This window comes from Mucilaginibacter sp. UR6-1, from assembly GCF_020880975.1.
Lineage (GTDB): Bacteria > Bacteroidota > Bacteroidia > Sphingobacteriales > Sphingobacteriaceae > Mucilaginibacter.
In genome coordinates, this window is the sequence record NZ_JAJIWP010000001.1 from 194,975 (window position 1) to 207,074 (window position 12,100).

The following is a 12,100-nucleotide window of genomic DNA, read 5'->3' on the forward strand; positions in this document are numbered from 1 at the left end:
TATATGCCTTATACTTTAATTACAGCCGCAGCAGGGGCACGTGCGCACCAAATAAAACAATCATTTGGAGGCAATGTCATATTGGGCGATTATCATGAACTACCTGCTTTTATGATAAGCTCGGGTAAAATGGTAAAGCTACCCAGTCCCGAATCGGTAAGTTATGCCCACCAGATGCTTACTTTTTGCCTGGATAATGATATTGCCGCTATCTTTCCGTTAGAGGAGAAGGAAGCCGCTTTACTGGCAGAGGCTGTACAGCTTTTTAACGAATTTAACATTACCCTGCATTTGCCCGATGACCTATAGCGATATCGATCCTAAAAAAAGCGCCTTTGTTTTTGAGCTGGATAATGTATTGTATCCCGAAAAAGATTACCTTTTCCAGGTATACTACCTTTTTGCAAGCATGATAGAGTATACTGAGCTTTGGGATGCTAAAGCAATGGTTAGCCTCATGACGGATACCTACAAGCAACACGGGCACCAGGCGGTGTTTGACGCACTAAAACAAAAATTTAATGTTGATGAAAAGTATCGTACCAATTTTAACGATATGCTCATCACGTCAAAACTGCCTTTAAAATTGCTGTTGTTTCAAAAGATGCTCGAACTGTTGCAGCAGATAGTGGTTGACCGTAAACGGATATTCATCGTTACCAACGGTAACCCGCAACAGCAGTTGAACAAGATAAAACAAACGGAATGGAATGGGCTCGAACAGTATTTAACCTGCTATTTTGCTGATGAAATTAACGCCAAGCCCGAGCCCGACGCAATAAACCAGTTACTGGCCGATCATAACATCAGCAGGCGTGATGTAGTGATGATAGGAATAACTGAAGCAGACGAACAGTGCGCCGAAGCTGCAGGAATTGATTTTATAAATTCAGACGGTTTTTTGTAACATATTTGTGGTTATAACGTTCATATGCTTATATTTAGAAAGATGAAAAGATATTTTTACGCAAGTGTACTTTCTTTAGCTGTGCTGATGACGGCTTGTAAAAAGGAAAAGAATACTCCAGATACAGATGATGATGGTAGTGATACTACTACAACGCCAACCACCGGCACTGCGCTTGACAGGATTAAAGATTCGGTTTTTCTGTATGCACAGGAAGATTATCTATGGAACGATCAGTTGCCAACATACAGCAAGTTTAATCCCCGCTCCTTTAAAGGATCTAATGATTTAGCAGCATTGCAAAATGAGGTTGATGCGCTTTCGCAATATGCTAAAAATTCGTCAGGCCAGGTATTTGAATATAACGCGTCAAGTCCGGGTACTTCAAAATACTCATTTATTGATGATGGCAGTACATCAGGCGAGTTAGGTGGGCAAGCCAGCGGCGATTTTGGCTTTGAGCCTCGTTACGGTGCCGATGGCGGATTGTATATTAAGTATGTTTATCCTAATTCACCCGCCGCCGCAGCCGGTGCTAAGCGTGGTTACAAGGTTACCAAGCTTAATGGCAGCACAGCTTTAACACCAACTAATGATAATGTTGAAGCTATAATCAATGCTTTTTATAACAAAACTACCATGACCATAACGCTCCAAAAGCCCGATGGTAGTTCTATTAACGCTAATTTAAATACAGCAAGCTACACCATAAACCCGGTGCTTACTTATAAAGTATTTGATGCAGGCAGTAAAAAAGTAGGCTATATGGTTTTTAACAGCTTTACATCACCTGCTAATGCTACTCCTAAAATTGATGCGGCGTTTACTAAATTCAGTGAAGAGGGTGTGACGGACCTGATCATCGATTTGCGCTATAACGGTGGTGGTTACGTAGCCACGTCAGACTATATTTCAAACCTGATAGTACCTGCTGCTAAAAGCGGATCATTGATGTATACTTATTACTTTAACCAAAGCTTGCAAAACAATAATTTCGCACTCATTAACAAAAAAGTGTTTGATGGCGAATTAGAAGCAGGAGCATTTAAGCCGGAGCAAAATCAGGTTAAGTTTTCTAAAAAGGGTTCATTAGCTATTAACAAGGCAGTGTTTATAGTAACGGGCAGCAGCGCGTCTGCCAGTGAGCTTACTATAAATAACCTGCTTCCGCATTTAGATGTTAAGATAGTTGGTGAAACAAGCTATGGTAAACCGGTGGGCTTTTTTGCCATTCCTATTAATAAGTACGAATTGTACATACCGGAGTTTGAAACCCGTAATTCGGCTGGTAACGCCAACTACTATACTGGTATGAAACCAGGCTCATCACTATACCCTGGTGCGGAGATTGATGACGACGTAGCCAAAGATTTTGGTGATGCCACCGAAGGTTGTACACAAGCTGCGTTAAGCTATATTACAACAGGCGATTTCCTGTCATTTTCACGTACGCAATCACCAAGGCTTAATTCAACACGTGTACTAACAGTACAACAGGTGCGAGACTTTGGCTTAAAATTGGATGGCCCTCACTTTAAAGGGATGATCTATAACAAAGTGAAATAATAAAAGCGGATATGATATTATAAGCGGTTGCTGAAAAGCACCGCTTTTTTTGTTTTAGTCCACCAGTTCGCGCAGATCTACGGGCACTACGCGCGATATGCCCTGCTCAACCATGGTAACACCATAAATAACATCGGTGCTGGCAATAGTGCGCTTGTTGTGCGATACAATGATGAATTGCGACTCCTTTGAAAATGTACGGATGATATTATTGAACTTATCAATATTGGTATCATCCAGCGGAGCATCAACCTCATCAAATATACAGAAGGGGGCAGGCTTTAACAGGTACAGCGAAAATAGGATTGCTGTCGCTGTCAGCGTTTTTTCACCGCCCGAGAGCTGGTTGATGGATAGCGGACGTTTACCTTTGGGGCGGGCGATAATGTCGATGTCCGACTCAAGGGGTTTATCCGGATCAGTCAGGATCAGGTCGCAGGAGTCCTGCTCATTAAACAGCGAACGGAATACTTTAATAAAGCTCTCGCGCACCTGCATAAATGCCGACATGAATTTCTCCCTTGCAGTATCATCAATCTCCTGAATAGTAGCCAATAACGATGCCTTAGCTTCTGCCAGGTCGCGCTTTTGCGATTGAATAAACTCGTAACGCTCGTTCATCTCGTTATAAGCTTCAACCGCCATGGGGTTTATCGCGCCAAAGTCATCAAGCTGTTTCTTTAATTTTTCGGTTTTTTCGCGCAGGTCGGCCTCGTTCTCATCTTCGGGTATCGCGGTATCAAGCAAATCCTCTATCTCTACATTAAACTCTACCGAAAGGCGCTCCTTCAGGCTGTTCAGTTCAATTTTAAGGTTGTTGCGTTTATCGCGAAGCTCATTTTCAATAAGCTCGGCGTTATCCTTTTTGCGGCGAAGTGCGGTTATTTCATTTTCGGTTTCGGCTATTTTGCCCCGCCAGGCATAATGCTCCTGTTCAGCTTCCTGTGTCGCTTTTTCAAGCAGTTCCTTTTGCTCGTACATTTCTAACAGGTCATCGTCCGAGTGGTCGGCCTGCTGCAAATTTTCATGTATGGCGGCCTTTACCTTTTCCATCTCCGCATTATTTTGCCTGATGCGGGCATCCAGGTTTTCCTGCTGCGATTCGCGGTACTCAATATCCTTAAACAAGCCCGATACCTTATTTTGCTGCTGATGAAAACGGATATTCTCCTGGTTATAAGCGTTTGAGCGTACGGTAACCATTTCATTCAGCTCGGCAAAGTCGGCCTGCTTTTCAACCATCTGCTCGTTTTGTATCTGCTTTTGGGTTTTAAGCTCTTCCAGTTCGGGCTTTAATTTTAATACATCCTGCCTTATGCTATCTATCTTATTGGCTATATCCTGTTTGCGGTTCAGGCTGTTCTCAATAAAGGCCTGGTATTGTTCCTGTCGTGTTTTTATGGTGATCAGTTCGGTATTCAGCTTGCTGAGTTCCTGCTGTTGCTGGCGTATCTCGTTGGCCTTACCGGCGGCTTTTAAGGCCACCAGTTTGTCCTGCAGGTTTTGCAGTTCGCCCCGTCCGGCATTTACCTGCGCATCTATACTTTTGATCTCTTTCAACAGGTTCTCCAGATTTTTGGCCCTACCGATACGCTTACCCTCAAATAAACCCACCGAACCACCGGCCATGGTGTATTTTGATTTATTGAATTTACCACTTTTGCCCAGCAAAACCATATCAGCAGGCACAGCGGTGTTATTCAGGTCTTGCTCATTGTCATCATTTATCAGGAATACGTTTTTAAGCAGATGGCTGCACAGCGGCTGATAACGTTTCTCTACTTCAATAACTGTTAGGGCAGGTACACGGTCATCTATCGTATTGGGGGTTTCTACCACCTCATCCGTATAATTACTCAATATAAAAAACTGCGCCCGCCCGCGCGAAGCATTGCTCAGCAAGTTGATCGCCTTGATGGCTTCGTCATAATTATCAACCACATAATGGTTCATCAGCGGCTCCAGGTAGTTTTCAATAGCTACGCGGTATTCCTCCTTACAAAACAGTACATCACTAAATAGCGGCGCGTTTTTGGCCCAATCCGTATTTTTTTTCAGGAAACGGATAGACTCCGGGAACCCTTCGAGGTTATCAACCAAACTTTTGGTTAGGTTGTACTCGTTCTGTTTGGCATCCAACCGGCGGCCTTCGGCCGTAATTGTATCCTTTAGGGTAGATATATTGGTTTCGGTTTGGCCGATCTGTTCCTGCAACTTGTTCTCAAAATCAAGCGCGCCCTGGTATTCGCTTTCCAGCGTTTCAACCCTGGTTTGCAACTCGGCCACCGCCTGGTTAAAATGCGATAGTTCAGCCTCCTTATTACTGGTATCCTCAATATTACGCTGGCTTTCCTGCTCAAGTGCCTGCTGCTGTATACTGAGTATCTCCAGATCCTTTTCGGCTTTGTAAACCTGGTTTTGCAGGCGGTTGTTAATGCTTGTCAGTTCATTCAGCTCATTACGTGCTTCGGTTTGTTGCTCGCGTAATTCATCAACGGCTTCTTTTAGATCAGTGACACGGCTTTGGATGGTTTGCAGGTTTTCATCTTCCTGCATCTTTTCTTCGGCCAGGCGTTTCAGGTTATATAAAACGTGATTAAGCTGACCACGGTCGCGCTCTAACTCATCGTTCAGTCGAGCCTCTTTATCCTGTTGAAATTTTAGCTGCTCGTTCTTTATCTTTTTCTCGCTCTCGTAAGCGCGTATCTTGCTTACAAACTCGTTTGTTGTTTTTTGCTGTAGCGACAGATTTTTTTCTTTGGTTATGCTATCCAGCTTTTGTTGCTGAACAATCGCCTCCAAACTATCTATCTGCGTTACTATGCCCGATTTATCTCCCCGGTGCTTTTGTTCCTCATCCTCAATACGTGCCAGCGATTCGCTGAATGAGGCTATGCGGAATGATGCCAGCGTAATGCTCAAGGCCTTATACTGATCGCGCAGGCGGTAATAGCGCTCTGTTTTCTTAGCCTGATTTTCGAGGGTTTTCAGGTTTTTCTCTATCTCAAACAGCAGGTCGTCAACGCGGGCAAGGTCGGCCTCGGTATCGCGAAGCTTATTAAAGGTTTGCTTTTTGCGCAGCTTGTACTTTGATATGCCCGATGCTTCCTCAAACAGGTTACGGCGCGAGCCTTCCTTATTAGTGATAATCTCGTCTATCATCTTCAGCTCAATGATAGAGTAGGAGTCGGACCCGATGCCGGTATCCAGAAAAAGATCGGTAATATCTTTCAGACGGCATTGAACATCGTTTAAACGATACTCACTGTCGCCGGTACGATATAGCTTTCGGGTTAGCGTAACCTGCGAAAACTCGGTAGGCAGTATATTCTTTGTATTATCAAAGGTGAGCGATACCTCGGCCAGGTTGGCTGCCTTGCGGTTTTTGGTGCCGTTAAAAATGATGTTTTCCATCTTCTCCGACCGTAAAGCACGGGTACTTTGCTCGCCCAACACCCAGCGTATGGAATCAACCACGTTTGATTTTCCGCAGCCGTTAGGGCCAACAATTCCGGTAACGCCATCGTTGAAATTGATGGTGATCTTGTCCCCGAAACTTTTAAAACCCTTAATTTCTAATCGTGTAAGCTGCATGCACCTTTTAGCTCCCTCGCGGGGATGATATAAAGCTGAAATATACTAAACATCCTTGCTTGTGGCAATAGCGATGTTTGGTAGCAAGCAAATATGTTTTGCCCGGTTATGGTCTTATTTATAAATAGATCTCGCCCTTTAAAAAAGTAACAGCCTTACCGGCCATTAATACACGTTCGCCGTTCAGCTTGCACCAAAGCTCTCCTTTACGGGCGGATAATTGATAGGCATGTAAGTCGTTCCTGCCCAGTTTATCAGCCCAGTAAGGTATCAGGTTACAATGTGCCGATCCGGTTACCGGATCCTCATTTATACTGGCGGCAGGCGCAAAAAAGCGCGACACAAAATCGGCCTCTATACCCGGCGCGGTAATAATAACGCCTACAGTAGGTATTTTGGCGAGTTTCTCAAAATCGGGAGCGGCGGCGCGTATATCATACTCATTATCAAAAACAAGCATATAGTCGCGGGAGCGGAGTACCTCAACCGGCGTTTTCATACCGAGGGCCTCTATCAATCCTTGAGGCAGTTCAACCGGTTCGGCAGGGCGCGAGGGGAAATCCATGCTGTATTTGTCGCCATCCCGGGTTACAATAAGCGTGCCCGCCTTAACGGTTTCAAAATGCAGGGTATCATTTGCATAGCCAAGCTCAGTAAATAATATATGCGCCGTGGCAAGCGTGGCATGGCCGCAAAGGTCTATCTCATATTCGGGCGTAAACCAGCGCAGTTTATAGCCGCTGTCGGTCTTTACAAAAAATGCTGTTTCGGCAAGGTTGTTCTCAATGGCTATCTTTTGCATCAGCTCATCAGGCAGCCACTCATCAAGCGGAACAATGGCTGCCGGATTGCCGCCAAATAGTTGATCGGTAAAGGCATCAACCTGGTAAATAGGTAGTTTCATAATCATATAGTTTTGGTTGAGGTTTCAGGGTCTATCCATATTACGGAGTTGCCCGTATCAAACTCATTGCTTTCCCATTGTTTGTTGCCGGGGTCAAGTATCCAATTGCCATCCACCACAAATTTATAGCGTGTTTTGCCAACAGGCAATTTAATATTAAGTATCCACTCATCGCCCTTGCGGCCCATGGTATATTGGTCGGGGTTCCAGTTGTTAAAGCTGCCTGCAACGCGCACGCTTTGCGCATTAAGGTAGCCGAGCAATTTAAAGGTATAGTTAGGCTTAACCGCTATAAACGAATTGGTTTCGCCGCCTTCGTTTACATAGCAGGTATTGGCCGGGTCGGTTATCCATTTACCGTCAACAATGTATTTATAGCCGTAGTTACCCTGCGGTATAATAACCGGTAACTGCCAAAGGTTATCTGTCTTTTTCAGAAAAATACGTTCGGGTTGCCAATTGTTAAAGCTACCCGCAATGCAAACCTTATTGGCGTTGGTATAGCCTTTCAGCTTAAAGTTCACCATTTCGCCCAAATTAATTACCGAGGCGATAAGCCCTTTTTCATCATTTGCTTTACTTTTATTGGCAGGGTCAGTTATCCACCTGCCGTCCAGCATAAAACGGTACAAAAAAGTGCCATCGTGCAGATACATGGATGCCTGCCAGCCGTTGTTGTTTCGTGTAAGTGGAATCTCATTTGTATTCCACTTGTTAAAGCTGCCCGCTACAAATACCTTGGCCGACTTTTGAAAGCCTTTAAACCTAAACGTGTAATTGTAGCGGTAGTAAATAGAGTTTACATGGTTAAAGCCATCATGCTCGGTAAGTTTATTATTAACGTCATGCGTCCAGTTACCGTTGATGATGAATTTATACGCATAAATGCCGGGCTTTAGCTTAACGTCTGTTATCCAGCCACTGTCGGTTTTCAGCATAATGCCTTTTGACAGGCTCCACATGTTAAAGCTACCCGAAACATACACCCTTTTTGCCGTAAGGTTTCCGGGTACAAAAAAGCGTGTCATCCCGTTAGGGAGTTCGCGTACCGTTTGGAGGCCAAACTTATTTACGCCGTAAAGCACATCTGCCGGGTAACCGGGGCTGCCCTCACTGTTTACGGTATTGGTTGTTATGATGAAGGGCTGCTGTACAACTGGTGCTGAAAAGTTGATATTAAGCGCCCGGTTAAAGCGCACTTTAAAGCGGCTGTTTTCAGCAAGTTGCCAGCCTTTTGAGGTAAGCGCGCTATAGTCGCCTTTTAGTATTTTAGTGCTGATGTTATCGCCATTCACACCGGCGCGGGTAAGTATGGTATCCAGATAGTTTTTTGCAGAACGCTTGTCAATCTGCAATATCAGTTTGTCGTTTGCAAGGGTAAGACTGTTACGTTGCTGGGCACGCATAGGTAAGCCGCCTGCCAGCAGCAGAATGATAATAACCAAACACCTCAAAAACATCATACCTTATACGTGTACATCGCAAACTCCTTTTTCACAAAATTTATTGTGAAAACTCCCCGCATAAAAAAGTCGTAACCTAAAATACCATCAACTGAATGGCCATAGGCTTTACCCATATTATCAAGGCTGGTAAGCACTACCTGATTTTTGGTGAACAGATTTTCGCCCACCATCAGTTTATCTAATTTAGCATAAATTATTTCAAATACCGAACCACCTACCCCGGTTAATTTCGAGGTGCTCAATACTTCAAAGTTCCGGATGATCTTTTTTGAGCGGCGGTAATCAAGCAGATTGGTTTCGGCCCCGGTATCAAAGGCCATCCACAAGGTATTGTTATTGATGCTGGTTTTTAGAAAGATAACGTCATTCATCAGCTTAAAGCCGGTTTTCATGAATGGTTTACTGAAAGGGAGTTCGGCCGGGCTTATATCGCCATCACTGTTTAGTTTGTGGATGTACAATACGTTATTAAAAATGTCGACAGTGATTGCCAATTTGGCAAACAGGCGGGTACCCAGCAAGCCTAATATTTTAATGTTTCGGCCGTTCTCAATAGCCGACAGATCGGTAACATCGGCTTTTAGGCGCTTATAAAACAGATCGAGGATAGCGAAATTTTGTACCTCGGTAATAAAGGAATTGGCTACCTCGCCGTTCACGCCGCCTGATTCCTGGTTAGCTATGCGGGGCATATCCCTGAAATAAGTAGCATTAAGCACCAGGTGAGGGGCTCCGGTATCCAATACAAAATTGCCCGTAATACTGTCAACCTTAGCTTCAATAATAATAAGGTTGCCTGCCCGTTTAATGGGCACAACCAGCGTACTGAAGTCACCGTAGGGGTCGGGCGCGGGGTCGTCAATTGTACTGAAAGAAATACCACCTATGCTGATATGGCCTGCATGGGCGTTCGCCTGAACGCCCGATGCCAGCAAAATCATAATAAGGTACGTTAAAAACTTGCGCATCAGTAAGGTTGTTGTGTATATATGACGGTTTATTACACCCCAGTGTTACACCTTACGTATATTAATTATTAAATGCCGCTGAGATATTTATAAGTAACAAGATCATGCGCGCTGTTAACAGCACGGGTGCAGCCGTTATCCAGCAAAATTATACGATCGCTAACATCAAGCACATTGTAATATTGATGGTCTGTTACGATCACGCCTTTGGTTTTGGCGCACTGCTTTATGAGGATTTTCAGATCATCAGCCTGTACCGGTGAAATATGGGTAAAAGGTTCATCCAGCAAAATAAAATCAGCATGGCTGCAAATAATCATTAATGTTTCTAACTGCCGTAACTCACCACCCGATAACTGATTAACTGTTTTATGCTGATGTAGTTTAAACGCCGGTTGCCTGCAAAACTCATCCCATAATAATGGATCAACAAAAGGTTCGGCCAGTTTATATATTTTGATGCCTGCAGGCAAGTAGTTATGCTGTGGCAGATAGGCAATGCGGTTGTTGTGATACCCTTTTTGTAAATGATGCCCATCAATACTTACGTACCTGTAGCTGCAATTAAGGCTGCCGAAAATTATACGTAACAATGATGATTTGCCACAGCCATTACGACCAAGCAGCCCTACAATCTCGCCCGTTGAACAGTCGAGATAAATATCCTGCAATATTTTACGGCCGTCAAATTCAAGTTGAACACTGTCAACCTTTAAGGTGTGTGAGGGCATAAAAAGGGATTAAGATGATGGTTGATAGAAGGATGAATAGCAGTATATCTAAAATAAAAATATACGTATACATTAGCCTGGCGCTTAAACCGGCATTGCGATAATAAAAGTACGATTTGGCTGAAAAGAAGTACTGATAGCTGATACACACCAGGTAGCCGAATAGTTTGATTATTATTACGATAGGCATAGCCCGCAAGCCAAATTTAATCAAATCAAAAATAGCGCAAAAGCTGAATACAAGGTTAATGAAGAATAAAGGGCGATAAAAATGAAAGATGAGCGTTGTCAGTCTTTTCATCTAATTAATTGTGGCGCAGGTTAGCTAAACAAATCATGTTGGTTGTTGGGTGCATTGCCGTTGGCTATCCGTATCTTATTTACCAGCAGGTGGGCCTGCCGGGTAGGTTCGGGTATACGGTAACCGCGAAGGCAATGCTTTATCACCTCAACGCTTTGTGGGATATTAATATTATTGCCCGGCGAAATAAACAAGGGATTACAATTGCGTTTACTGCGCAGTGCCACGCCAACGTGCTCGCCTTTATGGTACAAGGGGCTTTCGGCCATAGGGGCGTTGCCCGGCTCCTGGTAAGTACCTGCAAGGCGGCTCTTGGCGCAGCCCAATGTTGTGGCACCGGTTACCAGGCCAAAATGTGTAGCGATACCTAAACGGCGTTCATGCGCTATGCCTTGGCCATCAAGTACAATAACATCCGGTTTGCTTTCCAGTTTGTTCCACGCCTCAAGCAAGGCGGGTACCTCGCGGAATGCCAGCAGACCCGAAATGTAAGGAAACGATGTACGACTGATCGCAGTGGCATTGCCAATTATCTTTAACTCCGGATAGCTAAACACCACGATGCCGGCATAGACAGTTTCCTCATATTTATTGAATGATATATCAGCCCCGGCAATGGCGCGTATTGGTGTATCAAGCGGCTTTATTTGAATTTGCTTACGCAACTCGTGCTGGTAAGCAACGGCTTCGGCAGGGGTGAGGTGTTCATAATCGGAAGGGTGCATAATCAGGCAACAAAAAAGCCTTCCGTATGTTCGGAAGGCTTTTTTATGTTAACCTAAATATGATTTCAGGATCTTGCTCCTTGAGGTGTGACGCAGTCTTTGCAGCGCCTTATCTTTTATCTGCCTTACACGCTCACGTGTCAGGTTAAATTTCTCGCCTATCTCTTCAAGCGACAGGGGATGATTTGTACCCAAGCCGAAGAACAATACGATGATCTCGCGCTCACGCTCGGTAAGGGTTGATAGCGAACGTTTGATCTCCTCTGATAATGATTCGTTGATCAGTATCGAGTCTGTATTCGGCTCGTGGTTTTCCAGTACGTCTAACAGCGTATTTTCCTCACCCTGAACAAAAGGCGCATCCATTGATACGTGTCGGCCTGAATTGCTCAGCGTGTCAGATATCTTGTCAACGGTAGTTTCCAGTATGTCGGCAAGCTCTTCAGGTGATGGCTCGCGCTCGTACTCCTGTTCAAGTTTAGAGAATGCCTTGCTGATCTTGCTTAATGAACCTACCTGGTTCAAGGGTAAACGCACGATACGTGATTGCTCGGCAATAGCCTGCAATATCGACTGGCGGATCCACCATACGGCGTACGAAATGAATTTGAAACCTTTGGTTTCATCAAAGCGCTTAGCGGCTTTAATCAGGCCGAGGTTACCCTCATTTATAAGGTCGCCCAGTGTTAAACCCTGGTTTTGATATTGTTTTGCTACAGAAACAACAAAGCGAAGGTTGGTTTTAGTTAAGCGCTCAAGGGCTGCTTGATCGCCTTCGCGTATCTTTTGTGCTAATATTACTTCTTCTTCGGCAGTTATCAGGTCAACTTTACCAATCTCGTGAAGATATTTATCAAGTGATTGCGATTCACGGTTGGTAATGGATTGTGTTATTTTGAGTTGTCTCATCTATTTATATAACCTCGATTCTTTTGATT

At 44.3% G+C, this 12,100-nt stretch carries 11 protein-coding genes; 3 read left to right on the plus strand and 8 right to left on the minus strand.

Annotated elements, in window-relative coordinates; genetic code table 11:
- Positions 1–3 precede the first annotated feature (3 nt).
- The 3 genes from LJ707_RS00905 to LJ707_RS00915 are packed head-to-tail and all read left to right on the plus strand — an operon-like array spanning position 4 to position 2,473.
- Positions 4–309, plus strand: a complete 306-nt coding sequence (locus tag LJ707_RS00905) for a hypothetical protein (RefSeq protein WP_228948849.1) — start codon at positions 4–6, stop codon at positions 307–309.
- On the plus strand, positions 299–907 hold the full coding sequence (locus LJ707_RS00910) for an HAD family hydrolase (RefSeq protein WP_228948850.1): 609 nt from the start codon (positions 299–301) through the stop codon (positions 905–907). Before LJ707_RS00905 ends, LJ707_RS00910 begins: the two co-directional genes overlap by 11 nt.
- A gap of 42 nt (positions 908–949) precedes the next feature.
- A complete protein-coding gene (locus LJ707_RS00915; RefSeq protein WP_228948851.1) occupies positions 950–2,473 on the plus strand; it encodes a S41 family peptidase in 1,524 nt (507 codons plus the stop codon).
- A 54-nt stretch (positions 2,474–2,527) separates the two neighbouring features.
- Here the strand turns inward: LJ707_RS00915 and smc are convergent, their stop codons facing one another.
- The 8 genes from smc to LJ707_RS00955 form a co-directional block, all read right to left on the minus strand.
- Entirely contained in the window at positions 2,528–6,067 is a 3,540-nt protein-coding gene (smc, locus tag LJ707_RS00920; protein WP_228948852.1) for a chromosome segregation protein SMC, read from the minus strand.
- 118 nt (positions 6,068–6,185) lie between these two features.
- Complete coding sequence (locus LJ707_RS00925; protein ID WP_228948853.1) at positions 6,186–6,971, minus strand: PhzF family phenazine biosynthesis protein; 786 nt, start codon at positions 6,969–6,971, stop codon at positions 6,186–6,188.
- A gap of 2 nt (positions 6,972–6,973) precedes the next feature.
- Positions 6,974–8,434: a glycogen-binding domain-containing protein gene (locus tag LJ707_RS00930; protein WP_228948854.1), complete on the minus strand. Its 1,461-nt coding sequence runs from the start codon at positions 8,432–8,434 to the stop codon at positions 6,974–6,976.
- Positions 8,431–9,405, minus strand: coding sequence for a pepsin/retropepsin-like aspartic protease family protein (locus tag LJ707_RS00935; RefSeq protein ID WP_228948855.1), 975 nt, complete (start codon positions 9,403–9,405; stop codon positions 8,431–8,433). Before LJ707_RS00935 ends, LJ707_RS00930 begins: the two co-directional genes overlap by 4 nt.
- A gap of 68 nt (positions 9,406–9,473) precedes the next feature.
- Entirely contained in the window at positions 9,474–10,136 is a 663-nt protein-coding gene (locus LJ707_RS00940) for an ABC transporter ATP-binding protein (protein ID WP_228948856.1), read from the minus strand.
- Entirely contained in the window at positions 10,111–10,437 is a 327-nt protein-coding gene (locus tag LJ707_RS00945; protein ID WP_228948857.1) for a hypothetical protein, read from the minus strand. Before LJ707_RS00945 ends, LJ707_RS00940 begins: the two co-directional genes overlap by 26 nt.
- 20 nt (positions 10,438–10,457) lie before the next feature.
- Positions 10,458–11,162, minus strand: coding sequence for a deoxyribonuclease V (nfi, locus tag LJ707_RS00950; RefSeq protein ID WP_228948858.1), 705 nt, complete (start codon positions 11,160–11,162; stop codon positions 10,458–10,460).
- A 48-nt stretch (positions 11,163–11,210) separates the two neighbouring features.
- Positions 11,211–12,071 (minus strand): RNA polymerase sigma factor RpoD/SigA, encoded by an 861-nt coding sequence (locus LJ707_RS00955; RefSeq protein ID WP_114004714.1) that lies wholly within the window; start codon positions 12,069–12,071, stop codon positions 11,211–11,213.
- Positions 12,072–12,100: the final 29 nt, after the last annotated feature.

What these genes read in the sequence shown, in the direction of transcription:
- LJ707_RS00905 (WP_228948849.1), top strand. Translation starts at nt 4, where the DNA reads ATGCCTTATACTTTAATTACAGCCGCAGCAGGGGCACGTGCGCACCAA.
- LJ707_RS00910 (WP_228948850.1), top strand. Translation starts at nt 299, where the DNA reads ATGACCTATAGCGATATCGATCCTAAAAAAAGCGCCTTTGTTTTTGAG.
- LJ707_RS00915 (WP_228948851.1), top strand. Translation starts at nt 950, where the DNA reads ATGAAAAGATATTTTTACGCAAGTGTACTTTCTTTAGCTGTGCTGATG.
- smc (WP_228948852.1), bottom strand. Translation starts at nt 6,067, where the DNA reads ATGCAGCTTACACGATTAGAAATTAAGGGTTTTAAAAGTTTCGGGGAC.
- LJ707_RS00925 (WP_228948853.1), bottom strand. Translation starts at nt 6,971, where the DNA reads ATGAAACTACCTATTTACCAGGTTGATGCCTTTACCGATCAACTATTT.
- LJ707_RS00930 (WP_228948854.1), bottom strand. Translation starts at nt 8,434, where the DNA reads ATGATGTTTTTGAGGTGTTTGGTTATTATCATTCTGCTGCTGGCAGGC.
- LJ707_RS00935 (WP_228948855.1), bottom strand. Translation starts at nt 9,405, where the DNA reads ATGCGCAAGTTTTTAACGTACCTTATTATGATTTTGCTGGCATCGGGC.
- LJ707_RS00940 (WP_228948856.1), bottom strand. Translation starts at nt 10,136, where the DNA reads ATGCCCTCACACACCTTAAAGGTTGACAGTGTTCAACTTGAATTTGAC.
- LJ707_RS00945 (WP_228948857.1), bottom strand. Translation starts at nt 10,437, where the DNA reads ATGAAAAGACTGACAACGCTCATCTTTCATTTTTATCGCCCTTTATTC.
- nfi (WP_228948858.1), bottom strand. Translation starts at nt 11,162, where the DNA reads ATGCACCCTTCCGATTATGAACACCTCACCCCTGCCGAAGCCGTTGCT.
- LJ707_RS00955 (WP_114004714.1), bottom strand. Translation starts at nt 12,071, where the DNA reads ATGAGACAACTCAAAATAACACAATCCATTACCAACCGTGAATCGCAA.